At 74.4% G+C, this 24,686-nt stretch carries 24 protein-coding genes and 1 pseudogene; 10 read left to right on the top strand and 15 right to left on the bottom strand.

The annotated features are described in order from the left end of the window. Positions 1–8: 8 nt before the first annotated feature. Positions 9–641, top strand: coding sequence for an isopentenyl-diphosphate Delta-isomerase (gene idi, locus IE245_RS08340; RefSeq protein WP_373305293.1), 633 nt, complete (start codon positions 9–11; stop codon positions 639–641). On the opposite strand, the gene IE245_RS08335 is transcribed toward idi, so the two are convergent. Both IE245_RS08335 and IE245_RS08330 read right to left on the bottom strand, forming a co-directional pair. Further along, positions 607–1,122, bottom strand: a complete 516-nt coding sequence (locus IE245_RS08335) for an ATP-binding protein (RefSeq protein ID WP_189946103.1) — start codon at positions 1,120–1,122, stop codon at positions 607–609. The two genes, idi and IE245_RS08335, sit on opposite strands and share 35 nt — an antisense overlap. Positions 1,123–1,252: 130 nt before the next feature. Further along, positions 1,253–1,918, bottom strand: a complete 666-nt coding sequence (locus tag IE245_RS08330; RefSeq protein WP_189946102.1) for an HdeD family acid-resistance protein — start codon at positions 1,916–1,918, stop codon at positions 1,253–1,255. Between the two features lie 71 nt (positions 1,919–1,989). Between IE245_RS08330 and IE245_RS08325 the strand changes: the two genes are divergently transcribed. After that, positions 1,990–2,742, top strand: a complete 753-nt coding sequence (locus tag IE245_RS08325; RefSeq protein ID WP_189946101.1) for an enoyl-CoA hydratase/isomerase family protein — start codon at positions 1,990–1,992, stop codon at positions 2,740–2,742. A gap of 3 nt (positions 2,743–2,745) precedes the next feature. Here IE245_RS08325 and IE245_RS08320 read toward each other — a convergent pair whose 3' ends face one another. Together IE245_RS08320 and IE245_RS08315 are read right to left on the bottom strand one after the other, a co-directional pair. Then, complete coding sequence (locus IE245_RS08320; RefSeq protein WP_189946100.1) at positions 2,746–3,387, bottom strand: DJ-1/PfpI family protein; 642 nt, start codon at positions 3,385–3,387, stop codon at positions 2,746–2,748. A gap of 266 nt (positions 3,388–3,653) precedes the next feature. Continuing rightward, a pseudogene (locus IE245_RS08315) lies at positions 3,654–4,622 on the bottom strand (GlxA family transcriptional regulator); the annotation flags it as partial. 125 nt (positions 4,623–4,747) lie between these two features. Here IE245_RS08315 and IE245_RS08310 point away from each other — a divergent pair. Next, entirely contained in the window at positions 4,748–5,614 is an 867-nt protein-coding gene (locus IE245_RS08310) for an SCO6745 family protein (RefSeq protein ID WP_189946099.1), read from the top strand. Between the two features lie 113 nt (positions 5,615–5,727). Then, on the top strand, positions 5,728–8,142 hold the full coding sequence (locus IE245_RS08305) for a Tex family protein (protein WP_189946098.1): 2,415 nt from the start codon (positions 5,728–5,730) through the stop codon (positions 8,140–8,142). Between the two features lie 193 nt (positions 8,143–8,335). Here the strand turns inward: IE245_RS08305 and IE245_RS08300 are convergent, their stop codons facing one another. Genes IE245_RS08300 through IE245_RS08290 form a run of 3 tightly spaced genes read right to left on the bottom strand, consistent with a single transcriptional unit; the run spans position 8,336 to position 11,105 of the window. Continuing rightward, positions 8,336–8,740 (bottom strand): hypothetical protein, encoded by a 405-nt coding sequence (locus IE245_RS08300; protein WP_189946097.1) that lies wholly within the window; start codon positions 8,738–8,740, stop codon positions 8,336–8,338. Then, a complete protein-coding gene (locus IE245_RS08295; protein WP_189946096.1) occupies positions 8,737–9,468 on the bottom strand; it encodes a 2-phosphosulfolactate phosphatase in 732 nt (243 codons plus the stop codon). Before IE245_RS08295 ends, IE245_RS08300 begins: the two co-directional genes overlap by 4 nt. Further along, complete coding sequence (locus IE245_RS08290) at positions 9,468–11,105, bottom strand: ABC-F family ATP-binding cassette domain-containing protein (RefSeq protein WP_189946095.1); 1,638 nt, start codon at positions 11,103–11,105, stop codon at positions 9,468–9,470. The genes IE245_RS08295 and IE245_RS08290 overlap by 1 nt, the downstream gene beginning before the upstream one ends. A 52-nt stretch (positions 11,106–11,157) precedes the next feature. Between IE245_RS08290 and IE245_RS08285 the strand changes: the two genes are divergently transcribed. Continuing rightward, on the top strand, positions 11,158–12,114 hold the full coding sequence (locus IE245_RS08285; protein ID WP_189946094.1) for an FAD-dependent oxidoreductase: 957 nt from the start codon (positions 11,158–11,160) through the stop codon (positions 12,112–12,114). Positions 12,115–12,195: 81 nt separating this feature from the next. Here the strand turns inward: IE245_RS08285 and IE245_RS08280 are convergent, their stop codons facing one another. After that, positions 12,196–12,501, bottom strand: a complete 306-nt coding sequence (locus IE245_RS08280; RefSeq protein WP_189946093.1) for a hypothetical protein — start codon at positions 12,499–12,501, stop codon at positions 12,196–12,198. Positions 12,502–12,617: 116 nt separating this feature from the next. Continuing rightward, positions 12,618–13,946 (bottom strand): M14 family metallopeptidase, encoded by a 1,329-nt coding sequence (locus tag IE245_RS08275; protein WP_189946092.1) that lies wholly within the window; start codon positions 13,944–13,946, stop codon positions 12,618–12,620. 212 nt (positions 13,947–14,158) lie between these two features. On the opposite strand from IE245_RS08275, the gene IE245_RS08270 reads away from it, so the two are divergent. Then, entirely contained in the window at positions 14,159–15,667 is a 1,509-nt protein-coding gene (locus IE245_RS08270) for a M1 family metallopeptidase (RefSeq protein WP_189946091.1), read from the top strand. Between the two features lie 24 nt (positions 15,668–15,691). Here IE245_RS08270 and IE245_RS08265 read toward each other — a convergent pair whose 3' ends face one another. Further along, on the bottom strand, positions 15,692–16,693 hold the full coding sequence (locus tag IE245_RS08265; RefSeq protein ID WP_229851138.1) for an oxygenase MpaB family protein: 1,002 nt from the start codon (positions 16,691–16,693) through the stop codon (positions 15,692–15,694). Positions 16,694–16,833: 140 nt separating this feature from the next. Beyond that, positions 16,834–17,325 carry a F0F1 ATP synthase subunit B family protein gene (locus IE245_RS08260; RefSeq protein ID WP_189946090.1) on the bottom strand — a complete coding sequence of 164 codons (492 nt, stop codon included), beginning with the start codon at positions 17,323–17,325 and terminating at the stop codon, positions 16,834–16,836. Positions 17,326–17,497: 172 nt separating this feature from the next. Here IE245_RS08260 and sph point away from each other — a divergent pair, with 172 nt between their 5' ends. Then, on the top strand, positions 17,498–18,484 hold the full coding sequence (gene sph, locus IE245_RS08255; protein ID WP_189946089.1) for a sphingomyelin phosphodiesterase: 987 nt from the start codon (positions 17,498–17,500) through the stop codon (positions 18,482–18,484). A 10-nt stretch (positions 18,485–18,494) separates the two neighbouring features. Here the strand turns inward: sph and IE245_RS08250 are convergent, their stop codons facing one another. Together IE245_RS08250 and IE245_RS08245 are read right to left on the bottom strand one after the other, a co-directional pair. Beyond that, the gene (locus tag IE245_RS08250) at positions 18,495–19,034 is read right to left on the bottom strand and encodes a hypothetical protein (protein WP_189946088.1); all 540 of its coding nucleotides are present in this window, start codon (positions 19,032–19,034) and stop codon (positions 18,495–18,497) included. Positions 19,035–19,127: 93 nt separating this feature from the next. Further along, on the bottom strand, positions 19,128–19,610 hold the full coding sequence (locus IE245_RS08245; protein WP_189946087.1) for a macro domain-containing protein: 483 nt from the start codon (positions 19,608–19,610) through the stop codon (positions 19,128–19,130). An 83-nt stretch (positions 19,611–19,693) separates the two neighbouring features. Between IE245_RS08245 and IE245_RS08240 the strand changes: the two genes are divergently transcribed. The 3 genes from IE245_RS08240 to IE245_RS08230 are packed head-to-tail and all read left to right on the top strand — an operon-like array spanning position 19,694 to position 21,224. Next, on the top strand, positions 19,694–19,903 hold the full coding sequence (locus tag IE245_RS08240) for a helix-turn-helix domain-containing protein (protein WP_043228359.1): 210 nt from the start codon (positions 19,694–19,696) through the stop codon (positions 19,901–19,903). After that, complete coding sequence (locus tag IE245_RS08235; RefSeq protein WP_189946086.1) at positions 19,903–20,445, top strand: Clp protease N-terminal domain-containing protein; 543 nt, start codon at positions 19,903–19,905, stop codon at positions 20,443–20,445. Before IE245_RS08240 ends, IE245_RS08235 begins: the two co-directional genes overlap by 1 nt. A 41-nt stretch (positions 20,446–20,486) precedes the next feature. After that, positions 20,487–21,224, top strand: coding sequence for a MerR family transcriptional regulator (locus tag IE245_RS08230; RefSeq protein WP_189946085.1), 738 nt, complete (start codon positions 20,487–20,489; stop codon positions 21,222–21,224). Here IE245_RS08230 and IE245_RS08225 read toward each other — a convergent pair. Further along, entirely contained in the window at positions 21,211–23,385 is a 2,175-nt protein-coding gene (locus IE245_RS08225; RefSeq protein ID WP_189946084.1) for a 3-hydroxyacyl-CoA dehydrogenase NAD-binding domain-containing protein, read from the bottom strand. The genes IE245_RS08230 and IE245_RS08225 overlap by 14 nt on opposite strands. 44 nt (positions 23,386–23,429) lie before the next feature. Then, positions 23,430–24,644 (bottom strand): acetyl-CoA C-acetyltransferase, encoded by a 1,215-nt coding sequence (locus tag IE245_RS08220; RefSeq protein WP_189946083.1) that lies wholly within the window; start codon positions 24,642–24,644, stop codon positions 23,430–23,432. Between the last annotated feature and the right edge of the window lie 42 nt (positions 24,645–24,686).

Raw genomic sequence — 24,686 nt, 5'->3', positions numbered from 1 at the left:
GGATGGGTATGCCGACCACACAGGGCACCACGGCCGAGATCGCGCCGGGGCTTGCGTCTCAGCTCGCGTCGGACGGCACGGAGCCGTCCGCCACCCCGGAGCCGATCATGCTGGAACTGGTCGACGAGGCCGGGAACACCATCGGTACGGCGGAGAAGCTCGCCGCCCACCAGGCCCCCGGGCAGCTGCACCGCGCCTTCTCCGTCTTCCTCTTCGACGAGGAGGGCCGGCTGCTGCTCCAGCGCCGGGCGCTCGGCAAGTACCACTCCCCCGGCGTCTGGTCCAACACCTGCTGCGGGCACCCCTACCCGGGCGAGGCGCCCTTCGCGGCGGCCGCCCGGCGCACCTTCGAGGAGCTGGGCGTCTCCCCCACCCTGATGGGCGAGGCAGGCACCGTCCGCTACAACCACCCGGACCCGGCCTCGGGCCTGGTGGAGCAGGAGTTCAACCACCTCTTCGTGGGCCTGGTGCAGGCCGCCCCGCGGCCGGACCCGGAGGAGATCGGGGAGTACGCCTTCGTGACCCCGGCCGAGCTGGCCGAGCGGCACGCGGCCGCGCCGTTCTCCGCCTGGTTCATGACGGTGCTCGACGCGGCGCGCCCGGCGATCAGGGAGCTGACGGGTCCTGCCGGGGGCTGGTGACCCGGCCCTCCGCCGTCCCCGGCCCCGGTGCCATCGGGGCCAGGGGCAGCGCCGCCCAGATGATCTTCCCGCCGCCCGCGGTGTGCTCGACGTCGCAGGCCCCGCCCGCCTCCAGGGCGATCTCCTTCACCAGGAGCAGGCCCCGGCCGCCGGTCTGGCCGTAGTCCGCCTCCAGGGCCTTGGGCCGGTACGGGTGGTTGTCCTCGACGGACACCCGGACCCACTCCGGCCCGATGGCCACCTCGACCGCTATCTCCGGGGAGAGCAGCGCCGCGTGCCGCACGGCGTTGGTGACCAGCTCGGAGACGATCAGCAGCAGCCCGTGCCGGATGTCCTCGTGGACCGGAACCCCCTGGCGGGCCAGCAGGTCGCGTACCGCGTGCCGGGCCTGGGGGACGGAGACGTCGACCGCGGGAGCGGTGAAGCGCCAGACTCCTTCGTAGGACGGTGGCCGGGCGGGGACACCTCCGCGGGTGTCCATGGTCCGGTTCCCACCCTCGTGCTCGATTCTCGCCACACCGGGAGTCTTGGCAATCCGGAGGGACATCCCGACCTACTGACCAGAAGTCGACACCTATCGGCCGTCTTCTGATCGATGACGTATGTCGACGTCAGTTGTTCGACTGATCCTGCGCGTTTTCCGGGGGAATCATCGGAGTCGCCTCCCCTGCCGGTTCCGGCTGCGGGGTGACCATGCCGACGATCCTCCGGCCGCCGATCCCCATCGCGACGAGTCCCAGGCCGTCGAAGAGCAGCGCCAGCGAGAAGAAGCAGCCGATGACGTACCGGCTGCTGTCCGGCCAGTCGAAGAGGACCAGGACGCCCAGGAGCACCCCGAAGGCGCCCTGGAGCAGCGTCCACCCGAACTGCGGGCCGCGCGTCACCACGCTGCCGACCAGCCGGAAGACCCCGCCGGTGAGGAAGAGCAGGGCCGCGAACATCGTCAGCGCCTCGGCGGTGCCCTCCGGGTGACGGAGCACCACGCAGCCGGCCGCGAGGTTCACCGCCGCGACCACCGCCGCCAGCCAGAAGGAGCCGGTGCCCCGGGACGCGTACGCCTGGAGGAGGCCCACCAGACCGCCGACGAGCAGCAGCCAGCCGAAGAGCCACATGGACGTCAGGGTGGCGACCCCGGTGTAGACCAGGCCGACCACGCCGCAGAGCACGAGGATGACGCCGAGCGCGGCCAGCCGGCCGAAGCTCCGCCCGAGCCTCTGCCCCTCGCGGGCCATCTCCTGCACGGGATCGAGGCCCTCGTCCCGGTCCTTCCTGGCCATCGTGCCTCCTCGTGGCTGCCTGACGACCCCTTCCCGATCGTACGGTCGGCACCGGTGGATAGCATCCGGCCATGGAGACCGTGGAGCCGCAGCTCGTCGACACCGTCACGGACGGCGTCGCGACCCTCGTCATCAGCAATCCCGCCAAGCGGAACGCCATGACGGCCGGCATGTGGCGGTCGCTGCCCGCCGTCCTCGGCCGGCTCGCCGCCGACCCGGCGGTCCGGGTCCTGGTGCTGACCGGAGCCGGCGACACCTTCTGCGCCGGCGCCGACATCTCGACGCTGCGCGAGCCGGGCGACGAGCAGCAGGCCCTGGCGGTCCGCGCCGAGGAGGCGCTCGCCGCCTTCCCCAAGCCGACCCTCGCCGCCGTCCGCGGCTACTGCGTCGGCGGCGGCAGTCAGCTCGCCGGCGCCTGCGACCTGCGCTTCGCCGCCGAGGGCAGCCGCTTCGGGATCACCCCGGCGAAGCTCGGCATCGTCTACCCCTCGTCCTCCACCCGACGGCTCACCGCCCTGGTGGGCCCCGCCACCGCCAAGTACCTGCTCTTCTCCGGCGAACTCATCGACAGCGAGCGGGCGCTGCGGACCGGCTTCGTGGACGAGGTGCACCCGGCCGGCGAACTGACGAAGCGGGTCGGGGAGTTCTGCCGGATCCTCGCCTCCCGCTCCCTGCTCACCCAGGCCGCGGCCAAGGAGTTCGCCGACGGCCGGCTCGACCGGGACGCCCACTGGGCGGCGCAGGCGCACGGCAGCGGCGACACCGCCGAGGGCGTCGCCGCCTTCCTGGAGCGCCGGGCGCCCCGCTTCACGTACGGCCTCTGAGGCTCAGCCCTGCGGCAGGTCCTCGGGCCGGGTGCCGCGCCACCGCTCCACCAGGTGGGCGGGGGCCTTCAGCGGCGAGCCCGCGTCGTAGGGCGGCTGGGGGTCGTACTCGGTGAGCAGCTGCACGGTCATCGCGGCGTCGTCGCCGGCGATCCGGCCGAGCAGGTGCAGACCCATGTCGATGCCGGAGGAGACACCGGCGGCCGTCACGTACTTGCCGTCGAAGACGACCCGCTCGCCGGTGGGTTCCGCGCCCAGCGCGCGCAGCTCCTCGTAGGCCAGCCAGTGGGTGGTCGCGCGACGGCCGTCGAGCAGCCCGGCGGCGCCGAGGAGCAGCGCGCCGGTGCAGACCGAGGTGGTCCAGGTGCTGGTGGAGTCGGCGGTGCGCAGCCACTCCCGGATCTCCGGGTCGTGCACGGCCCGGCGGGTCTCCGGGCCGCCGGGGACCAGGACGACGTCCGGGTGCGGGACGTCGGCGAGCGCCTTGTCGGCGACGAGCGCGAGGCTGCCCTGGTCGTTGCGGACGGGGCCGGGCTCCTTGGCGACGAAGACGGTCTCCGCCCCGGGGAGCCGGGCGAGGATCTCGTACGGGCCGACGGCGTCGAGCGTGGTGAAGCCCTCGAAGAGCAGGACGGCGATCTGCATGGGTGTGATCCCTCTCAGCTGACGGGTCCGGTGGTGGGTGCGGGCGGCGGCGCCGTGACGGGTCCGGGCGCGGGCGCCGGGGCGGGGACGGAAGCGGTGACCGGTGCGGAGGCGGGTCCGGGGGCGGGGTCGACGGCCGGTGCGGGAACGGGTCTGGGCACGTGGGCGCCGACCGGGGCAGGCGCCGGGGCGGGGACGGGGTCGACGACCGGTGGGGACACCGGTGCGAGGACCGGTGCGGGCGCGGGTCCGGTGACCGGGGCGGTCGCCGGGGCGTGGAAGCGGCGGCGGTAGTCGGCGGGGGCGGTGTCCAGGGCCTTCACGAAGGCGCGGCGCATCGCCTCCGGGGTGCCGTAGCCGGCGGCGCGGGAGACCTCCTCGACGCCGCGGCCGGTCTCCTCCAGGAGCCTGCGGGCGTGTTCGAGGCGGATCCGGTCGACGTAACGGCCCGGGGTGACGCCGGTCTCCGCGTGGAAGGCGCGGGCGAAGTGGCGGGGCGAGAGCCGGGCGCGGGCGGCGAGCCGCTCCACCGACAGGTCCCCGTCCGGGTGCTCGGCGATCCACGCCTGGACGTCGCGCAGCGGCTCGCGGCGCGCCGTCTGGGCGGCGAGGTGGGCACTGAACTGCGCCTGGTTGCCGGGGCGGCGGAGGAAGACGACCAGCATCCTGGCGATGGCGAGGGCCGCCTCCCGTCCCAGGTCCTCCTCCACCAGCGCGAGGGCCAGGTCGATGCCGGTGGTGACCCCGGCGGAGGTGGCGATCCGGCCGTCCCTGACGAAGATCGGGTCGGGGTCGACCTCGACCGCCGGATGGCGGCGGGCGAGGTGCTCGCAGGCCATCCAGTGGGTGGTGGCCCGGTGACCGTCGAGCAGCCCCGCCTCGGCCAGCCGCAGCGCGCCCGTGCAGACCGAGACCAGCCGTTCGGCGCGCGGCCCGTGGACCCGCAGCCAGTCGACGAGGGCCGGGTCGGCGCCCCGGGTGCCCTCGCCGCCGGGGACGAGGAGGGTGTGCGGCGGCCCGTCGGCGACGGCCTCCTCCAGGGAGGTGTCGGGCAGGATCCGCAGGCCGCTGGAGGTGCGGACCGGTCCGCCGCCCGGGGAGGCGGTACGGATCGGGTACGGGTCCCGCGCGGCGCCCGAGGCCCACCGGGCGCCGTGGAACACCTCGACGGGCCCGGTGACGTCGAGGCTCTGCACGCCGTCGAAGAGGACGACGAGGACGGGGCGCTGGGTCATGCCCCCATCCTTCGGGCCCGGCGGGGACGGCCGCAAGGACGGCCACCCCACCTTTCCTGCCATGCGGACGGACCGCGCGCCGAGGCCATTCCCTCCGTACCAAGCAGTCGGTTAGGTTCTGTTCCATGACGACCCCTCTGCCGCCCCGGGCCGGGCGCCGCTGCCACAACGCCCTGAACCCGCTCCACTCGACGCTCTACTTCTCCCCCGACCTGGACCGGGAGCTCGGCGCCCTCGGCCTCGCCGACCCCGCCGCCGTGCGGCTCGCCGCCCGCAGCGCCCCGCTCGGCGCCGTCGGCGCCGGCACGGTCGCCGCCACCTTCTACAACTACCGCTGGGAGCTCCTCGCCCGGCACCTGCCCACGGTCTGGGAGACCGCCGCTCCCGCCGCCGTCCTCGACGCCCGGCTGCGGGCCGTCGACGCCACCCTGCGCCGGCTGCTCGGCGAGGAGGCCGTCGCCTCCCCGGAGATGGCCGAGGCCGCCGGGCTCGCCCTGCGGGCCGCCGAGGCCTGCACCCGGCACGCCCGGCCGCTGTACTCCGCCAACGCCGACCTGCCGGTCCCCGAGGAGCCGCACCTCGCCTACTGGCACGCCGCGACCCTGCTGCGCGAACACCGCGGCGACGGGCACCTGACGGCCCTGCTCTCCGTGGGCCTCGACCCGGTGGAGGCGCTGGCCTCCCACACCGCCACCGGCAAGGGCATGGCGCCGCGCTGGGTCCTCGGCACCCGGGGCTGGGGCCGCGCCGACTGGGAGGCCGCCCGGGAACGGCTGCGCGAGCGCGGGTACCTCGACGCGGACGGCGAACTGACGGAGGCCGGCGTCCGGCTGAGGGGGGAGCTGGAGGAGACCACGGACCGGCTGGACGCCGCCCCGTACGAGCACCTCGGCGCGGCCGGCGTGGAGCGCCTCACCGAGCTGGGCCGCGGATTCCTGGCCGCCGCCGGGGCCGCGGGCGCCTTCCCCGCCGACCTCGTCGGCAAGGGCTGAGCCCGGGGACGCCGGGCGGCGCGCGCGGAACCGGACCGGTTGCCGCGTCCGGGTGACGGACGCGGCAGAATGCACGGGCAAGCCAGTGGTACGAGCAGACGGGTCGGGACACGGTGACGACGTCCATCGAAGCAAGGATCGCCGAGGAGCTCGGCGTACGCGAGCGACAGGTCAGGGCGGCGGTCGAGCTGCTCGACGGCGGCTCCACCGTGCCGTTCATCGCGCGCTACCGCAAGGAAGCGACCGAGATGCTCGACGACGCGCAGCTGCGCACCCTGGAGGAGCGGCTGCGGTACCTGCGGGAGCTGGAGGACCGGCGGTCGGCCGTCCTCGACTCGGTGCGCGAGCAGGGCAGGCTCACGGAGGAGCTGGAGGCCCGGATCCTCGCGGCCGACACCAAGGCGCGCCTGGAGGACATCTACCTTCCGTTCAAGCCGAAGCGGCGCACCAAGGCGCAGATCGCCCGCGAGGCCGGACTCGCGCCGCTGGCGGAGGGACTGCTCGCCGACCCGTCGGTGGAGCCGGCCGCCGCGGCGGCGGCCTTCGTCGACGCGGACAAGGGCGTCGCGGACGCCGCCGCGGCCCTGGAGGGCGCGCGGGCGATCCTCACCGAGAAGTTCTCCGAGGACGCCGACCTCATCGGCGAGCTGCGTGAGCGGATGTGGACGCGGGGCCGGCTGGTCGCGAAGGTCCGCGAGGGCAAGGGCGACAGCAAGGAGGGGCCGGGCGCGAAGTTCGCCGACTACTTCGACTTCGCCGAGCCGTTCACCGCGCTCCCCTCGCACCGGGTGCTCGCCCTGCTGCGCGGCGAGAAGGAGGACGTCCTCGGCCTGGAGCTGGAGCCGGAGGAGGCCACCGACGGGCCGTCGTCGTACGAGCCGATCGTGGCGAGCCGCTTCGGCATCGCCGACCGGGGGCGCCCCGGCGACAAGTGGCTCCAGGACACGGTCCGCTGGGCGTGGCGCACCCGGATCCTGACGCACCTCGGGATCGACCTGCGGGTGCGGCTGCGGACGGCCGCCGAGGACGAGGCGGTCCGGGTCTTCGCGGCGAACCTGCGGGACCTGCTGCTCGCCGCGCCGGCCGGCACCCGGGCGACGCTGGGCCTCGACCCCGGTTTCCGCACCGGGGTGAAGGTGGCGGTGGTCGACGCGACCGGCAAGGTCGTCGCCACCGACACGGTCCACCCGCACGTCCCGGCCAACAGGTGGGACGAGTCGCTGGCGAGGCTGGCACGGCTCGCGAAGGAGCACGCGGTCGAGCTGGTCGCCATCGGCAACGGCACGGCCTCCCGCGAGACCGACAAGCTGGCCGCCGAACTCCTCGCCAGGCACCCGGAGTTGAACCTGACGAAGGTGATGGTCTCGGAGGCCGGCGCCTCCGTCTACTCGGCCTCCGCGTTCGCCTCGCAGGAACTCCCGGACCTGGACGTGTCGTTGCGCGGCGCGGTGTCCATCGCCCGGCGGCTCCAGGACCCGCTGGCCGAGCTGGTGAAGATCGACCCGAAGTCGATCGGCGTCGGCCAGTACCAGCACGACCTCGCCGAGACGAAGCTCTCCCGCTCGCTCGACGCGGTCGTCGAGGACTGTGTGAACGGCGTCGGCGTCGACGTCAACACCGCCTCGGCGCCGCTGCTCTCGCGGGTCTCCGGGATCAGCTCCGGCCTCGCCGAGAACATCGTCGCGCACCGCGACGCCCACGGCCCCTTCCGGTCCCGCAAGGCCCTGAAGGACGTGGCCAGGCTCGGCCCGAAGGCGTACGAGCAGTGCGCGGGCTTCCTGCGCATCCGGGGCGGCGACGACCCGCTGGACGCCTCGGCGGTGCACCCGGAGGCGTACCCGGTGGTGCGGCGGATGGCGAAGACCACCGGCGGTGAGGTCGCGGCGCTGATCGGCGACACGGCGACGCTGCGGTCGCTGCGGCCGGCCGACTTCGTCGACGACTCCTTCGGTCTGCCGACGGTCACCGACATCCTGCGCGAGCTGGAGAAGCCGGGCCGCGACCCGCGGCCCGCGTTCAGGACGGCCACCTTCAAGGAGGGTGTCGAGAAGATCGGCGACCTGGTGGCGGGGATGGTCCTGGAGGGCGTGGTCACGAACGTGGCCGCGTTCGGGGCGTTCGTGGACGTCGGCGTCCACCAGGACGGCCTGGTGCACGTCTCGGCCATGTCGAAGACCTTCGTCAAGGACCCGCGGGACGTGGTGAAGCCGGGCGACGTGGTGAAGGTGAAGGTCCTCGACGTCGACATCCCGCGCAAGCGGATCTCGCTGACGCTGCGGCTGGAGGACGAGGCGGTGGCGGAGGACGGCTCCGGCGAGCGCGGGCCGCGGCGCGAGCGGGGCGGCCGGCCGCCCCAGCAGCGGCAGGGCCAGGGCCGCGGTCAGGGCCAGGGGCGCGCACAGGGCCGGGGCCAGAACCAGAACCAGGGCCAGGGCCGCGGTCAGGCCGCCGCGCCGGCGAACAGCGCGATGGCGGACGCCCTCCGGAAGGCGGGGCTCTTCGGGGAGGGCGGCGGCAAGCGGCGCTGACGCCCCACGACGCCGCCCCCGGTCCCGCCCGCGCGGCGGGACCGGGGCGGGCGGCCGCCGTGGCGGAGGCGCGACGGAGCGGAGGCGCCCGCAGGAGCGCCGTTCCGTCGTGCCCGCCCTCTCCCCGGCTCTCCGCTTCGCTCGAACAGGGGCCCCCGTCGCCCCGGCGGGACGTGCGCCCGCGACGGAACGGCTACGGCAGGAAGCGCAGGGCCCAGTCGGCGCGGTTGGCCACGGCCAGGTCGTCGTCGTCGGTCAGCGGGCGCAGGACCGTCTCGGCCTTCTTCGGGTCGGCCTGGACCAGGTCGACGATCTCCGCCGCCAGGCCGTCCTGGTCGTCACCGAGGTCGACCGCCGAGGCGCGGACGAGGACCGGGAGGGTGTCGGGGCCGCCGAGGGCGGCGAGGACGCCGCCGAGGAGTTCGCGGGCGTAGCCGTTGCGCTCGGCGACGGCCCGGTCCAGTTCGGACTCCAGGCGCGGCAGCCGGGTCCGGTCGCCGCTCGCCGCGATCTCGTCGGCGAGGTCGATCGTGGCGTCGACGTCCGCGTCGAGGTCGTCCAGCATCGCGAGGAGCCGGGTCACGCTGTCGTCGGTCATGGTGCCTCCGTAAATGCGCCGTCCACGAGGACGGGGACGGTCGTCGACGCGTCGAGTTCGGCGGCCACCTCCACGTCCCGCGGAAAGCCGTACTCGTACAGTTCACGGCCCGAGTCGCAGCCGTGCAAGGCCGCGGCCGGGTCGTCCGTCGCCGCCCACAGCGTGGCCGCCGCGGTCGCCTCCGGGGACAGGGGGAGCCCCGGCGCGAGGCCGCGCAGGGCGTCGAGGACCGCGCCGGCCCCGAGGTGGTCCTCCAGGGCGGGGCGCAGCGAGCCGTCCGGCCACCGCTCGCCGGCGGCGACCACGGCGAGCGGGCGTGCCCCGGAGCCGTATCCGTGGCGGGCGAGCCAGTGGGCGACGGCGGTGCGGTTGCGGAGCGAGGCGGCGACGACGGTCGCCGTCCCGGCCTCGGCGGCGATCGTGGAGCCGTTCGGGGACGGCAGGACCAGCCGGTCCGGGGCGGGGGCCGAGCGGAGCGCCGCCGGGGAGAGCGACCAGGGGTGCGTCCCGGTGGCCTCGCTCCGGCCGACGGCGAGGACGGCGTCCTTCTCGCGGGCGTACGCGGCGGCCGTGGCGTCCCGCCATCGGTACGGGTGCACGGCCGTCCCGCGCTCCACGGCGACGCCGACGGCGGTGGTGAAGGAGAGCGCGTCGACGACGACCAGGCAGCCGGTGCCGGCGGCGAGGGCCCGTGCCCCGACGGGCCCCCAGCCGAAGGCGACGCCCATCAGAGTTCGGTGACCTTGCCGTCGGCGACCTCGACGCGGCGGTTGACGCGGATCGCGTCGAGCATGCGGCGGTCGTGGGTCACCAGGAGCAGCGTGCCCTCGTAGGAGTCGAGGGCGGACTCCAGCTGTTCGATGGCGGGCAGGTCGAGGTGGTTCGTCGGCTCGTCGAGGACGAGGAGGTTGACGCCCCTGCCCTGGAGGAGGGCGAGGGCGGCGCGGGTCCGCTCGCCCGGGGAGAGGGTGGTGGCGGGGCGCAGCACGTGGTCGGCCTTGAGGCCGAACTTGGCGAGCAGGGTGCGGACCTCGGCCGGTTCGGTGTCGGGGACGGCGGCGCAGAAGGCGTCGAGGAGCGTCTCGGTGCCGTGGAAGAGCCTGCGGGCCTGGTCGACCTCGCCGACGACGACGCCGGAGCCGAGGGCGGCGTGGCCGGAGTCGAGCGGGAGGCGGCCGAGGAGGGCGGCGAGCAGGGTGGACTTGCCGGCGCCGTTGGCGCCGGTGACGGCGACCCGGTCGGCCCAGTCGATCTGGAGGGTGACGGGGCCGAAGGCGAAGTCGCCGCGGCGGACCTCGCCGTCGCGGAGGGTGGCGACGACGGCGCCGGAACGGGGCGCGGCGGCGATCTCCATCCGCAGCTCCCACTCCTTGCGGGGCTCGTCGACGACGTCCAGGCGCTCGATCATGCGCTGGGTCTGGCGGGCCTTGGCGGCCTGCTTCTCGCTGGACTCGCCGCGGAGCTTGCGGCCGATCTTGTCGTTGTCGGTGGCCTTGCGGCGGGCGTTGCGGACGCCCTTGTCCATCCAGTTGCGCTGCATGAGCGCCCGGCTCTCCAGGGCGGACTTCTTGTCGGCGTACTCCTCGTACTCCTCGCGGGCGTGCCGGCGGGCGGTGGCCCGCTCCTCCAGGTAGGCGTCGTAGCCGCCGCCGTAGAGGGTGATCTGCTGCTGGGCGAGGTCGAGTTCGAGGACCTTGGTGACGGTGCGGGTCAGGAACTCGCGGTCGTGGCTGACGACGACGGTGCCGGCCCGCAGCCCCTTCACGAAGGCCTCCAGGCGCTCCAGGCCGTCGAGGTCGAGGTCGTTGGTGGGCTCGTCGAGGAGGAAGACGTCGTAGCGGGAGAGGAGGAGGGAGGCGAGGCCGGCGCGGGCGGCCTGGCCGCCGGAGAGGGCGGTCATCGGCTGGTCGAGGCCGACGGTGAGGCCGAGGGAGGCGGCGACCTCCTCGGCGCGCTCGTCGAGGTCGGCGCCGCCGAGGTCGAGCCAGCGCTCCAGGGTGGTGGCGTACGCGTCGTCGGCGCCGGGGGTGCCGTCGACGAGGCCCTGGGTGGCCTCGTCCATGGCGGCCTGGGCGGCGGCGACACCGGTGCGGCGGGCCAGGAATTCCCGGACGGTCTCGCCCTCGCGCCGTTCGGGCTCCTGCGGCAGGTGGCCGACGGACGCGGTCGGCGGGGAGAGCCGGACCTCGCCCTCCTCGGGGGTGTCGAGCCCGGCGAGCAGCCGCAGCAGGCTGGACTTGCCGGCGCCGTTGACGCCGACGAGGCCGATGACGTCGCCGGGGGCGACGACGAGGTCGAGACCGGCGAAGAGGGTGCGTTCGCCGTGGCCGGCGGCGAGGTCCTTGGCGACGAGAGTGGCAGTCATCAGACCACGCATCCTACGTGGGCGGCGGGGGCGGCCCGGGTACGGTCCGGGCATGGGCAGCGACGTGATCGTGGTGGGCGGCGGGGTCGTCGGGCTGACGACGGCGGTGGTGCTGGCGGAGCGGGGGCTGCGGGTGCGGGTCTGGGCCCGGGACCCGGCGGAGGCGACGACCTCGGCGGTGGCGGGCGCCCTGTGGTGGCCGTACCGGATCGAGCCGGCGGAGGAGGCGGGCGCCTGGGCGCTGGAGTCGCTGGAGGTGTACGGGGAGCTGGCCGCGGCACCGGAGGAGACCGGGGTGCGGTGGGTGCCGGGGGTCCACGCGGACACGCCCCTGGACGGCCTCGGGGCGTGGGCGGCCCGGGTGCCGGGCCTGCGGCGGCTTCCGCCGGAGGAGGTTCCGGGGCCGTACGCGACGGGACTGGCGGCCCGGCTGCCGCTGATCGACATGCCGGTCCACCTGGGGTGGCTGCGGAGCCGCCTGGAGGCGGCGGGCGGGGTGGTCGAGCGGCGGGCGGTCGCCGCCTGGGAGGAGCCGGCCGCGGCGGCGCCGGTGGTGGTGAACTGCACGGGGCTCGCGGCGCGGGAGCTGGTGCCGGACGCCGGACTGCGGCCGGTGCGGGGCCAGTTGGTGCTGGTGGAGAACCCGGGGGTCGAGGAGTGGTTCACGGCCGCGGACGCGGGGGCCGCGGAGACGACGTACTTCTTCCCGCAGCCGGGGCGGCTCGTCCTCGGAGGGACCGCCGAGGAGGGTGCGGAGGGACCGGAGCCCGACGCGGCGACGGCGGCGGGGATCGTGGCGCGGTGCGCCCGGATCCGGCCGGAGATCGCCGGGGCCCGGGTGCTCGGCCACCGGGTGGGGCTGCGGCCGGCCCGCACCGGCGGGGTGCGCGTCGAGGCGGTACGGCTGCCGGGCGGTGGCCTTCTGGTGCACCACTACGGGCACGGGGGCGCCGGGGTGACGGTGGCGTGGGGCTGCGCGCGGCGGGCGGCGGAGCTGGTGCCGGGGTGAGGCGTACGGCCGAAGGCCCCCGTCCGGCGAGGACGGGGGCCTTCGGCGGGCCGGCGGGACGCGGAGCGCGTCCCGCGCGGGTCACCTCCCGAACGGCGGGGCCACGACCTCGTCGGCGCGCTCGCACTGCTTGGCGCGGCGCTGCAGGGCGTCGGCGCGGGCGTAGGCGCGGCGGGACTCCTCGTAGGCCTTGAGGCGCTTGAGCTGGGCGGCCCGGTCGCGCTCGGCGCGGGCCTGGTTGTACAGCTGGGCCGGGTTGCAGGTGCGGCCGGAGGCGGCCTCGGCCGACGGGGCGGCGGCGGTCTGTCCGAGCAGCAGGCCCCCGGCCAGCAGCATCGTGGCGAACAGGGCGGGCAGGGTGCGGCGCGCACGCGTCGCGTGGGACATGTGGTTCTCCAAGTCGGGGCCGTGGGGGCCCGTGTGAGGCATGGTCAGTACCGACCGGTAACTTTACCCGCCCCAACGGGACCTGTCGGACATGGCCCTTCTCGCCCACGGAAACGTCAACACTCCTCCACAGGAAGCCCACTGACGAGGCGATAGGTCGCGCGGCCGTCGAGGAGCAGCGGCACGAGGAGGCGCTGCGACTGGCGCAGCGGGACGTACGCGCCGCCGTCCGCGGTCCGGCTCGACTCCACCCCGTGCAGGGCGAGTTCGTCGCCGGTCTCGGCGTACTGGGCGGCGTCGAGGCGGTAGCCGCAGGGCGGGTCGGCGATGATCTCGGCGGGCTCGGGCGGGTCGTTGTCGGCGCCGCCGAGATAGACCGGTCCCTCGTCGGCGAGACCGGCGAGCCGGGCGGCGGAGGTGGCCGCGGCGAGCGGGGCGCGGCGCTCGGAGACGTACGCGAAGACGTCCGCCAGGGCGGTGAGGTGGGTGGCGACCCTGCGCCGCTGGGAGAGGGCCGGGTCGCGTTCTTCCGCCTCGCCGAGCGGGTCCTCGCGGGTCTCGGCGAGGAGGGCGGCCATGTGCTTGATCCCGGCGGTGTTGCGCAGGATGCGCTCCTGGCCGTCGCCCGCGACCTGCTTCACGGGGCGGCCGGTGAAGGGGTCGGTCCAGATGCCGTAGACGCCGTGGGTGCGGCCCGCGCGGGCGGCGCCGGGGCGGACGTACTCCTCCGAGAGGACGCGGGACTCGGCGTGGACGCGGGCGTCGGTGTCGAGGCTGCGCGGCCAGAGGGCGAGGAGGTCCTTGTCGTAGTGGCCGGGGGTGGCGCCGTACTCGTGGAGGTCGTGGACGAGATCGGGCCGGCGGTCGCGGATCACGGCGGCGAGGGCGCGGGCCTCGGCGGTGCGCAGGGCGAGGTGGTCGCGGTTGACGTCGATGCCGGCGGCGTTGCCCCGGGTGCCGGCCTCGCGACCGTCGGGGTTGGCGTCGGGCACGACGAGGACGGTGGTGCGGGCGAGCAGCCGCAGCGTCCCGGGGTCACGGGCGAGGGCGAGGTCGCGGACGGTGGTGAGGCAGGCCTCGCGCCCGGCCGGCTCGTCACCGTGCTGGCTGCAGACGAGCAGCACCGTGGTGGCGCCGCGCGCGGGGCCGAGGGCGGCGAGCCGCAGCGGCCGGCCCTGCTCGGTGGTGCCGATGGTGGTGACGGCGAGGCGGGCGCTGCGCCGGTCGACGGCGGCGAGGAAGTCCCGCTCCTCCGCTGCGGTCGTCCAGCGGGCGCCGCCGCTCGCCTCGAAGCCGGTCCGGGGCGGGGCCGGCGGCGCGTCCGGAACCGCCGCCTTCGCGGGGACGGTGACGAGGGGCAGTCCGAGGAGGGCCGCCCCGGCGGCGAGGGCCAGGGCGCGGCGGGCGGCACGCGGACGCTTCGGCACGGGCGTGGGCATCGGCATGGCGGGACCGTACTCGCCCGGCCCGGGGTGCGGAAGAGCGCGTGCGGGAAACGGGTGAACCGGTGCTTCATGTCGGCCGAATGGCGATCGTGTGACGGAAGGCGCCCTTTACGTGACGCTCCGTCGCGTGGTTCATAGAGTCCGAACAAGTCCGGATCAAGGACCGACGCCCACCCACGCGTCTTCGTCACCCACGACTTGGGGAGCCCTCCGTGCACCGCAGAATCATCGTTCCGAGCGCCCTCGCGGCCTCGCTGCTGCTGGCGATCCCGGCTTCGGCGGCCGACTACGTCCCGGGCGCGCCGGGCATCGGCGACTCCTACTACCCCACCGCCGGCAACGGCGGCTACGACGTCTCCCACTACGACCTGCGCCTGAAGTACCAGCCGGTGACCGACCTCCTGGAGGGGACGGCGACGATCCTGGCGACGACCACGCAGAACCTCTCCCGGTTCAACCTGGACCTGGGGCTGAAGGCGAGCGAGGTGCGGGTCGACGGCCGGCGGGCCTCGTTCAAGGCCACCGGGGAGCACGAGCTGGAGATCGTGCCGGCCGTGCCGCTGCCGAAGAACCGGCAGGTCACGGTGGTGGTCCGCTACGCGGGCAAGCCGTCCGAGTTCAAGGTCGGCGGCTGGTCGGCCTGGCACCGCACCCCGGACGGCGGAGTCGCCGCGCAGGAGCCGGACTCGGCCGCCTGGTGGTTCCCGTCCAACGACCACCCGCGCGACAAGGCCACCTTCGACGTGTCCGTCTCGGTGCCGGACGGCACCCAGGCGATCAGCAACGGCGTGCTCCAGTCGCAGTCCTCGCGGCTGGGCTGGACCCGCTTCAACTGGCGTTCCGACAAGCCGCAGGCGCCGTATCTGGCCACGCTCGCGGTGGGGAAGTTCGACATCACGACGGACACGACCGCGAACGGGCTGCCGGTCCTCAACGCCTACAGCAAGGACCTCGGCGGCCACGCGGGCGCGGCCCGGGCCTCGATCGAGCGGACCGCCGAGGTCGCGGAGTGGCTGGAGGAGGCCTTCGGCCCGTACCCGTTCAACGCGCTCGGCGGCTACGTCCCCAATGTGACCAGCGGCTACGCCCTGGAGACGCAGACCCGGCCGTTCTACAGCCCGCGGCAGTTCGCGAACGGCTCGAACGTGTCCGTGGTCGTCCACGAGCTGGCCCACCAGTGGTACGGCGACAGCGTCTCGGTGCGCGACTGGAAGGACATCTGGATCAACGAGGGCTTCGCCCGCTACGCCCAGTGGCTGTGGTCGGAGAAGGAGGGCGAGGGCACGGCGCAGGAACTGGCCGACTACGTGTACGCCGTGCGGACCGCCGAGGACCCGTTCTGGACGGTGAAGCCGGGCGACCCGGGGCCGGAGAACCAGTTCCACATCGCCGTGTACGACCGGGGCGCGCTGGCGCTCCAGGCACTGCGGAACGAGATCGGCGACGAGGACTTCTTCACGGTCCTGAAGGGGTGGCCGCAGCGGTTCGCGCACGGTGACGCGCGGGTCGCGGACTTCGTCCGGTACGCGGAGGAGGTCTCCGGCGAGCCGCTCGCGGAGCTCTTCGACACCTGGCTGTACGAGCCGTCCAAGCCGGCGGCCGGCCCCTCGGCTGCCTCCGCGCCGGCCTCCCCCGCCCGGACGGCGGCGGCGCCGGTCCAGCCGAAGTCCTGGAAGAAGATCGCGGCGACGAACGGGGTGCACGAGCACGAGCACCGGTAGGCCGTGCGTGCGGGAGGCCGTCCGTCAGCGCGCGGCGCGGCGGGCGGCCTCCCTGGCGCGCCGGGCGAGCGGCAGGTAGCGCAGCCGCTCGGGCAGCACCGGGACGACCACGCGGACGATCCGGGCGACGCGGCGCAGCCTCCGCTCCTGCTCCGGGCTCCACTCCAGACCGATCGCCGCGCGGGCGTCCGGCGGCATCAGGCCGACGGTGAGGAAGGCGCGGACCCGCTGGAAGGGGCGGCGGAGCAGCGGCCAGAGCGGACGGAGGACGAGCCGGAGCGGGAGCGGGCCCCGGTCGGGGGCGGGGACGGGGGCGTCCGGGTCGAGGAGCTCGCGGACGACGGCGGTGGCCTCCAGCTCCTCGGCGAGGACCTTGCGGTAGAAGGGCCAGAACTCCTCGACGGTCTGCGGCATGTCCCGGTCGTGGATGCCCAGGATCCGGCCGACCTGGAGCCACTCGGCGTAGAGCCCGCGGTCCTGGGCCTCGGTGAGCGGGCGGTGCAGCAGGGCGAGGCCGTGCCGGTAGACGGGGTAGCCGGTGGCGTGCACCCAGGCGTAGTAGGCGGGCGTGAGGGCGTGGTAGCGCCGTCCGTGGGCGTCGGTGCCCTGGATGTCCCGGTGCAGCGCGCGCAGCCGCCGCCCCTCGGCGGCGGCCTCCTCGCCCCCGTACACCCAGAGCTGCACGGACCGCAGCGACCGCTCCCCCCGCCCCCACGGGTCGGTCCGGAAGACGGAGTGCTCGTCGACGCCCGCCCCGATCGCCGGATGCGCGACCTGCATGGTGAGGGCGGCGGGCAGCATGAGCAGCGCCCGCACGTCCCCCGCGACGGACCAGAGCACCCCGCCGACGGGCGGCGGGGCGGGTTCGGCACCTCTCCGGCCGGACGCGCGGCCGGCGGGCACGCCCGAGGTGCCGGTCACGGCGGAGCCGGGCGCGGTCGGGCCGGCCTCGGACGGGCCGGGCGCGGTCGGGTGCGCGGTGGTGGGGGTCGCCCGGCTCGTGGGCGTCTCGTCGTCGGTGGTCATGCGGGGTTTCCTGCCTCTCGCCCCGGTGGCTGCTCCTCCAGGGTGCGCCTTCGGGGCGTGGATACGACGGCGGGGCCGTTCCCGGGGGCTTGGCGGCCCCGGGAACGGCCCCGGCGTGGCGGTGTGCGGTGCGGGCGCGGTCAGGCGCGGTCGGCGCCGACCGGCTCGCCGACGATGCGGCCGGCGAGGGCGTGGGCCCAGGCGTCGACATCGGCGTTGAGCTCGCGCTCGGCGGCCTCGCGCTCGGCGGCGATCTTCGCGGTGCCGGCGGCGAGGATCGCGTCGCGCTCGGCCTGGCCCTCGGCGCGGGCGGCCGCGATGGCGGCGGAGCCCTCCTCGACGGCCTTGGAGCGGATGCGGGCGGCCTCGTGGCGGGCCTCGGCCAGCTCGGCCTCGTACTGGGCGCGGATGTCCGCGGCCTCGGAACGCAGGTCGTCGGCGCGCTCGGTGCCGCCGTCGATGGCGTCCTCGCGCTCCTCGATCGTGCGCTTGATCTTCGGGAGGATCACCTTCGCCAGGAAGAAGAAGGTCAGGAAGAACACGGCGAAGCCGAGGATGAGCTCGGCCCAGACCGGGTTGAGCGGGCCGAGGTCCATGTCGAAGATCTTGGCGTTGGAGGCGAGGGTCGTCATGGCGCGCATCCTACCTGGTCCCGAAACCGGCGGATCGTACACCCCCGTGATCGTTGGCGCGCCCGTACGACGCGGGCAAGATTCCCGGCACCTGGAGGCTACCGGAAGGTAACTACGACTGGTTGTATGGCCCGCGCCGAGTCCAACCCCCCACCACTCGACGGGAGTTCACGTGTCCTTCAGCGCGTTCCGCCGCATCCCCGGTGCCGCCCTGTCCCTGGCGCTCGCCGCCGCCACCCTGGCGGCGACCGCCCCCGCCGCCTCCGCCGCCCCCGAGGCCGCCGCGGCGCCCCGCCTGAAGGTGCTCACGTACAACGCCTTCCTCTTCTCGAAGTCCCTGTACCCGAACTGGGGGCAGGACCACCGGGCCCGGGCGATCCCCGCCGCCCCGTTCTTCCAGGGCCAGGACGTCGTGGTGCTCCAGGAGGCCTTCGACAACTCCTCCTCCGACGCGCTCAAGGCGAACGCCGCCGCGGCCTACCCGCACCAGACGCCCGTCATGGGCCGCTCGAAGACCGGCTGGGACGCCACCGGCGGGGCCTACTCGGCGACCACCCCCGAGGACGGCGGGGTGACGATCCTCAGCAAGTGGCCGATCGTCCGCAAGGAGCAGTACGTCTACAAGGACGCGTGCGGCGCCGACTGGTACTCGAACAAGGGCTTCGTCTACACGGTCCTCGACGTGAACGGCAGCCGCGTCCACGTCGTCGGCACCCACGCCCAGTCCACCGACCCGGGCTGCTCGGCGGGCGAGGCGGCGCAGACGCGCAGCCGCCAGTTCAAGGCGATGGACGCCTTCCTCGACGCGAAGAACATCCCGGCGGGCGAGCAGGTGATCGTCGCGGGCGACCTGAACGTCGACTCGCGCACGCCCGAGTACGCCACGATGCTCGCCGACGCGGGCCTCGCCGGGGCGGACGCCCGCACCGGGCACCCGTACTCCTTCGACACCGAGCTGAACTCGATCGCGGCGGAGCGCTACCCGGACGACCCGCGCGAGGACCTCGACCACGTCCTGTACCGGGCCGGCAACGCCCGCCCGGCGAACTGGACGAACCACGTGGTCCTGGAGTCGTCCGCGCCGTGGTCGGTCTCCAGCTGGGGCACGACGTACACGTACACCAACCTGTCGGACCACTATCCGGTGACCGGCTTCTGATCCCCGGGGGTCAGTAGCCGGGGCCGCCGAAGAGGGTGTACGCCCAGGCGGCCACGGCGATGCCGACCAGGACGAGCACCACCCAGGAGCCGGCGCCCGTGTGCCGGCTCCTGCCCGTCCGCGCCGGGCGCGCCTTCGAGGCCCTGGGGGCCTTCGACGCCTTGGGGGCCTTCGGTTCCCTGCGGGCCTTCCGGCCCTTCCCCGGCCGCCCGGCGCGCGAGGGCCCCGGGTCCGCGCCCCCGTCCGGCCCCTCGTCGGCCGCCGCGGCGACCTCGGCGAGCATCCGCCGGCAGACGGTGGCCAGCTCGGCGACCGGCGCCGTCAGGTCGACGACGACCTCGGTGCGGGCCGGGGCCGTGGTCCCCCCGTCGAGGATCCGGCCGGCCCGCAGCAGCGCCCGGTCCTTGCCGCCCGTCGGGGCGAGGCTGATCCACCGGCGCACGTGCTCGCCGCGGATGACGACGCCCCCGCCCCGCTCCCGGTACACCGTGTGCTCCCGCCACAGGACCCCGGCCAATTCCGCCGCCGTCTCCCTGAGTTGCGCGTACATCCCACTCCCCTGTTCCCGCCCGCCGACGCGGACCGGCCGCCGACTCTAACCCCCGCGGGACCGTCCCTGCGGCCCGCCCCCACCGCCCGCCCCTTACGCGCCGAAGTCGTACACGGTGACCGGTATCCCCCGCGCCACCAGCCGCTCCCGCACCAGCGGCTCCACCCGCTCCCACGTCCCGCCGGCGAGCCCGCACCCGATCCTCGGCATGTGCACCGAGGCCCCCAGCTCGACGGCCTTCTCCGCGAGCCGCTCCAGCGCTCGGTCGATCGCCTCGTACCGCACGGGCACGCCGGAGCTCCGCCCGGTGCGGATCCCCCGCTGGCCCACCAGGTTCGCCACCCAGAGGTACGGCGAGACCCGTACGAACTGCGCGGCGCCGAGGCCGAAGTCGTTGCCCGCCCGCTCCCGGTGCCAGCGGCGGAAGGCCGCCTCGGGTTCCGGCCAGCGGCGCGAGACGGCGAGCACGAAGCCCTTGCCCCAGCCGCCCAGGTCGTTGCAGACGTGGGCGACGATCCGGACGCCCTTCCCCCGAGGGGCGGTCGCGTCGCCCCGCACGTACTCGATCTCGGTCATGGGGGCACGGTAGGCGGCGGCACCGACAACGACGGTCGTCAACCGTGGTTGACAGTCGCCGACCGTCAACCTAGATTGACATCATGACCGATGCGACCGATCTCGCCGCGCGGGCCGGTGACCGTGATCCCCGGGTGGGACTGCGGGCCGTGTCCGCCCTGCGGCGGCTGTTGGAACAGCTGGAGGCCGTCCAGGTGCGCAGCGCGCGCCACCAGGGGTGGTCCTGGCAGGAGATCGCCACCGAGCTGGGGGTCAGCCGGCAGGCCGTTCACAAGAAGTACGGGAGGCAGTGATGTTCGAGCGGTTCACGAAGGCGGCCCGGGGCGTGGTGAAGGGGGCGGCCGAGCACGCGGAGCGGAGCGGGGCCGAGGCGGTGACCGCCGAGCACCTGCTGCTGGCGCTGCTCGACCGGGAGGGGACGCGGGCGGCGGGGGTGCTCGGGCGGCTCTGTCCGGCGGAGCGCCGGCCGGCGCTGGCCGCCGCGCTCGCCGACGCGCGCCGGCGGGCCGGGCTGTCCCGGGCGGACGCCGAGGCGCTGGCCGGGCTCGGCATCGACGTCGACGCGATCGTCGCCCGCGTCGAGGCGACCCACGGGACCGGAGCCCTCTCCGGCCGCCGCCGGCTCTCGGGGCGCAGGCCCTTCTCCCGCGAGGCCAAGGCCGTCCTGGAGAACTCGCTGCGGGTGGCGCTGGCCCGCAAGGACCGGGAGATCGGCGACGAGCACCTGCTCCTGGCGCTCACCACGGCCGGCGGGGTCGTCGCCGAGACGCTGGCCGATCACGGGGTGACGTACGGGGCCGTCGACGCCGCCCTCGTGGCACCCTCCGCGCTCTGAGGGCTTTTACAGTCCTGGTGAGACAGCAATACTGTTGAACCATGGAGGACGAGAGCGGCGAGGGACTGCCCCCGGGGTACACCGTCGACGAGCTGGCGGCCCGGGCCGGGGTGACGGTGCGGACCGTGCGGTTCTACGGGACGCGGGGGCTGCTGCCGCCGCCGGTGATCGGACCCCGCAGGGTCGGGCGGTACGGGGACGGGCACCTGGCCCGGCTCGCGCTGATCGAGGAGCTGCAGCGGCAGGGCATGACGCTGGCCGCGATCGAGCGGTACCTGGAACAGCTGCCGCCCGACCTGAGCGCCCAGGACCTCGCGGTGCACCGGGCGCTGGTGGCGTCCTGGGCGCCGGAGTCCGCCGAGACGATCACCCGGCGGGAGCTGGAGCGGCGCGCCGGACGGGAGCTGGCCGACCGGGACGTCGAGCGGCTCGCCGCCATGGGGGTGCTGGAGGCGACCGGCGATCCCGGGGTGTTCCGGCTCGACGGGTCGCTGCTGCGGCTCGGGGTCGAGATGCTCGACGTGCCGATCGAGCACGACACGATCCTCGCCTCGCGGACCGTGCTGCTCGACCACGCCCGGTCGGCCGCGCAGGAGCTGGCGCGGCTCTTCCAGGAGGAGGTGTGGAGCCCGTACCGGGAGAGCGGGGAGGACCCGGACCACCTGACCGCCATGAAGTCGCTGTCCGCGCACATGCAGCCGATCGTGGTCCAGGCCCTCGTCACCGCCTTTCAGCGGTCCCTCAGCGAGGAGTTGCGCTCCGCGTTCAGGAGTCCGTGAACGTCTCGCCGCGCTCGGCCTTCTCCACCAGGAGGGCGGGCGGGGCGAAGCGCTCGCCGTACGTCTCCGCCAGCTCGCGGGCGCGGGCGACGAAGCCGGCGACCCCGCCCTCGTAGCCGTTGACGTACTGGAGGATGCCGCCGGTCCAGGCCGGGAAGCCGATGCCCATGATGGAGCCGATGTTGGCGTCGGCGACCGAGGTCAGGACGCCCTCCTCCAGGAGGCGGACGGTGTCCAGGGCCTCGGAGAAGAGCATCCGCTCCTGCATGTCGCGGAACGGGATCTCGTACCCGGGCTTGGTGAAGTGCTCGCGCAGGCCCGGCCAGAGCTTCCCGCGCGCGCCGTCCTCCGCGTAGTCGTAGAAGCCGGCGCCGCCGCTGCGGCCGGGGCGGCCGAACTCGTCGACCATGCGGTCGATGACGACCTCGCCCGGGTGGGTGACCCAGGTGCCGCCGGCCTCCTCGATCGCCTTCTTCGTCTCGTTGCGGATCTTGCGCGGGAGGGTGAGGGTCAGCTCGTCCATCAGGGACAGGACCTTCGCCGGGTAGCCGGCCTGGGCGGCGGCCTGCTCGACGGAGGCGGGCTCGATGCCCTCGCCGACCATCGCCACGCCCTCGTTGATGAAGTGGCCGATGACGCGCGAGGTGAAGAAGCCGCGCGAGTCGTTGACGACGATCGGCGTCTTGTTGATCTGGCGGACCAGGTCGAAGGCGCGGGCCAGGGCCTCGTCGCCGGTGCGCTCGCCCTTGATGATCTCGACCAGCGGCATCTTGTCGACCGGGGAGAAGAAGTGCAGGCCGATGAAGTCGGCCTGGCGCTCGACGCCCTCGGCGAGGACGGTGATCGGGAGGGTCGAGGTGTTGGAGCAGAGCAGGGCGTCGGCGTCGACGACGTGCTGGATCTCCTGGAAGACCTTGTGCTTGAGCGCGGTGTCCTCGAAGACGGCCTCGATGACCGCGTCGCAGCCGGCCAGGGCCTGCGGGTCGGCGGTCGGGGTGATCCGGGCGAGGAGGGCGTCGGCCTTCTCCTGGGTGGTGCGGCCCCGGGAGACGGCCTTGGCGCAGAGCTTCTCCGAGTACGCCTTGCCCTTGGCGGCGGCCTCGTCGGTGACGTCCTTGAGGACGACCTCGATGCCGGCGCGGGCGCAGGAGTAGGCGATGCCGGCGCCCATCATGCCGGCGCCGAGCACGGCGACCTTGCGGACCTGGCGCTTCTCGACGCCCTGGGGTCGGCTGGCGCCGGAGTTGACGGCCTGGAGGTCGAAGAAGAACGCCTGGATCATGTTCTTCGCGGTCTGGCCGGTGACCAGCTCGGTGAAGTACCGGGACTCGATGACCTGCGCGGTCTCGAAGTCGACCTGGGAGCCCTCGACGGCCGCGGCCATGATGCTGCGCGGGGCCGGGTAGGGGGCGCCGTTCAGCTGCTTGCGCAGGTTGGCCGGGAAGGCCGGCAGGTTGGCGGCGAACTTCGGGTTCGACGGGGTGCCGCCGGGGATCTTGTGGCCGGGGACGTCCCAGGGCTGGGCGGACTCCGGGTGGGTGTCGATGAAGGCGATGGCCTTGGCCATCATCTCCTCGGGGGTGTCGGCCAGTTCGTGGATCAGACCGTTGTCGAGGGCGCGCTTCGGGGCGTACTGGGTGCCCTGGAGGAGGACCTTGAGGAGGGCGTCGGTGATGCCCATGAGGCGGACGGTGCGGGTGACGCCGCCTCCGCCGGGCAGCAGGCCGAGGGTGACCTCGGGCAGGCCGATCTTGGAGCCGGGCGCGTCGAGCGCGATCCGGTGGTGGGAGGCGAGCGCGATCTCGTAACCGCCGCCCAGGGCGGCGCCGTTGAGGGCGGCGACGACCGGCTTGCCGAGGGTCTCGATGCGGCGCAGGGCGCGCTTCATGACCATCGCGGCGTCGAAGATGTCCTGGGCGTGCTCGGGGCCCGCCTGGATCATGTCCTTGAGGTCGCCGCCGGCGAAGAAGGTCTTCTTCGCGGAGGTGTAGATGACGCCGCGGATGGAGTCCTTCTCGGCCTCCAGACGGTCGGCGACGGCCGTGATCGACGTGCGGAACGCCTGGTTCATGGTGTTGGCGGACTGGTTCGGGTCGTCGAGGACGAGGGTGACGATCCCCGTGTCGTCCTGCTCCCAGCGGATGGTGGTGCTCTCGCTCATGCTGATGCTTCTCCGGTGGCCGGTGTGAGGGTGCGGACGGGGGATCAGACGCGCTCGACGATGGTGGCGATGCCCATGCCGCCGCCGACGCAGAGGGTGGCGAGGCCGTAGCGCTTGTCCTGGCGCTCCAGCTCGTCGACGAGGGTGCCGAGGATGATGCCGCCGGTGGCGCCGAGGGGGTGGCCGAGGGCGATCGCGCCGCCGTTGACGTTGACCTTGTCCAGGGAGACGCCCATGTCCTTGACGAAGCGCAGGACGACCGCGGCGAAGGCCTCGTTGATCTCGATGAGGTCGATGTCGTCGATGGTGAGGCCGGCCTTGGCGAGCGCCTTGCGGGCGGCCGGGGCGGGGCCGGTGAGCATGATGGTGGGCTCGGAGCCGGAGACGGCCGCCGCGACGATCCGGGCGCGCGGCGTGAGCCCGTACCGCTCGCCGACCTCCCGGGAGCCGACGGCGAGGAGGGAGGCGCCGTCGACGATGCCGGAGGAGTTGCCCGCGTGGTGGACGTGGTCGATCTCCTCGACCCAGTGGTACTTCTGCAGCGCGACCGCGTCGAAGCCGCCGAGCTCGCCGATGTCCTTGAAGGACGGCTTCAGCTTGGCGAGGGAGTCGGCGGTGGTGCCGGGGCGCATGAACTCGTCGTGGTCGAGGACGGTGAGCCCGGCCCGGTCGACGACCGGCACGACGGAGCGGGCGAAGCGGCCCTCCTTCCAGGCGGTGGCGGCGCGCTCCTGGGAGAGGGCGGCGTACTCGTCGACGTCGCGCCGGGTGAAGCCCTCGATGGTGGCGATGAGGTCGGCGCCGATGCCCTGCGGGACGAAGTTGGTCTCCAGGTTGGTCATCGGGTCGGCGAACCAGGCGCCGCCGTCGGAGGCCATCGGCACCCGGGACATCGACTCGACGCCACCGGCGAGGACCAGGTCCTCCCAGCCGGAGCGGACCTTCATCGCGGCCATGTTGACCGCTTCGAGGCCGGAGGCGCAGAAGCGGTTCTCCTGGACGCCGGCGACGGTGTCGGGGAGACCGGCGGCGATGCCGGCGATGCGGGCGATGTCGGAGCCCTGGTCGCCGACCGGGCCGACGACGCCGAGGACGATGTCGTCGATCGCGGCCGGGTCCAGGCTCGGGTTGCGGCGCTGGATCTCGCGGATCAGGCCGGTGACGAGGTCGATGGGCTTGGTGCCGTGCAGGGAGCCGTTGGCCTTGCCGCGTCCGCGCGGGGTGCGGATCGCGTCGTACACGTACGCTTCGGTGCTCACGGGAAGCCTTTCGCGGTGAGGGTTTTCGACAATCGGGGAGGT

Source organism: Streptomyces roseolus, assembly GCF_014649855.1.
Taxonomy (GTDB): Bacteria; Actinomycetota; Actinomycetes; order Streptomycetales; family Streptomycetaceae; genus Streptomyces; species Streptomyces roseolus.
Note: the sequence above shows the minus strand (reverse complement) of the source record. Positions and strands in the feature narration are given on the sequence as shown.

Excerpts from the sequence above, each read along its gene's own strand:
- IE245_RS08325 (WP_189946101.1), top strand. The coding sequence starts at position 1,990 with ATGGAGACCGTGGAGCCGCAGCTCGTCGACACCGTCACGGACGGCGTC.
- IE245_RS08240 (WP_043228359.1), top strand. The coding sequence starts at position 19,694 with ATGACCGATGCGACCGATCTCGCCGCGCGGGCCGGTGACCGTGATCCC.
- IE245_RS08335 (WP_189946103.1), bottom strand. The coding sequence starts at position 1,122 with ATGGACACCCGCGGAGGTGTCCCCGCCCGGCCACCGTCCTACGAAGGA.
- IE245_RS08265 (WP_229851138.1), bottom strand. The coding sequence starts at position 16,693 with ATGACCACCGACGACGAGACGCCCACGAGCCGGGCGACCCCCACCACC.
- IE245_RS08230 (WP_189946085.1), top strand. The coding sequence starts at position 20,487 with ATGGAGGACGAGAGCGGCGAGGGACTGCCCCCGGGGTACACCGTCGAC.
- idi (WP_373305293.1), top strand. The coding sequence starts at position 9 with ATGCCGACCACACAGGGCACCACGGCCGAGATCGCGCCGGGGCTTGCG.
- IE245_RS08310 (WP_189946099.1), top strand. The coding sequence starts at position 4,748 with ATGACGACCCCTCTGCCGCCCCGGGCCGGGCGCCGCTGCCACAACGCC.
- IE245_RS08320 (WP_189946100.1), bottom strand. The coding sequence starts at position 3,387 with ATGCAGATCGCCGTCCTGCTCTTCGAGGGCTTCACCACGCTCGACGCC.
- IE245_RS08245 (WP_189946087.1), bottom strand. The coding sequence starts at position 19,610 with ATGACCGAGATCGAGTACGTGCGGGGCGACGCGACCGCCCCTCGGGGG.
- IE245_RS08300 (WP_189946097.1), bottom strand. The coding sequence starts at position 8,740 with ATGACCGACGACAGCGTGACCCGGCTCCTCGCGATGCTGGACGACCTC.
- IE245_RS08295 (WP_189946096.1), bottom strand. The coding sequence starts at position 9,468 with ATGGGCGTCGCCTTCGGCTGGGGGCCCGTCGGGGCACGGGCCCTCGCC.
- IE245_RS08285 (WP_189946094.1), top strand. The coding sequence starts at position 11,158 with ATGGGCAGCGACGTGATCGTGGTGGGCGGCGGGGTCGTCGGGCTGACG.
- IE245_RS08290 (WP_189946095.1), bottom strand. The coding sequence starts at position 11,105 with ATGACTGCCACTCTCGTCGCCAAGGACCTCGCCGCCGGCCACGGCGAA.
- IE245_RS08250 (WP_189946088.1), bottom strand. The coding sequence starts at position 19,034 with ATGTACGCGCAACTCAGGGAGACGGCGGCGGAATTGGCCGGGGTCCTG.
- IE245_RS08275 (WP_189946092.1), bottom strand. The coding sequence starts at position 13,946 with ATGCCGATGCCCACGCCCGTGCCGAAGCGTCCGCGTGCCGCCCGCCGC.
- IE245_RS08235 (WP_189946086.1), top strand. The coding sequence starts at position 19,903 with ATGTTCGAGCGGTTCACGAAGGCGGCCCGGGGCGTGGTGAAGGGGGCG.
- IE245_RS08280 (WP_189946093.1), bottom strand. The coding sequence starts at position 12,501 with ATGTCCCACGCGACGCGTGCGCGCCGCACCCTGCCCGCCCTGTTCGCC.
- IE245_RS08260 (WP_189946090.1), bottom strand. The coding sequence starts at position 17,325 with ATGACGACCCTCGCCTCCAACGCCAAGATCTTCGACATGGACCTCGGC.
- IE245_RS08225 (WP_189946084.1), bottom strand. The coding sequence starts at position 23,385 with ATGAGCGAGAGCACCACCATCCGCTGGGAGCAGGACGACACGGGGATC.
- IE245_RS08330 (WP_189946102.1), bottom strand. The coding sequence starts at position 1,918 with ATGGCCAGGAAGGACCGGGACGAGGGCCTCGATCCCGTGCAGGAGATG.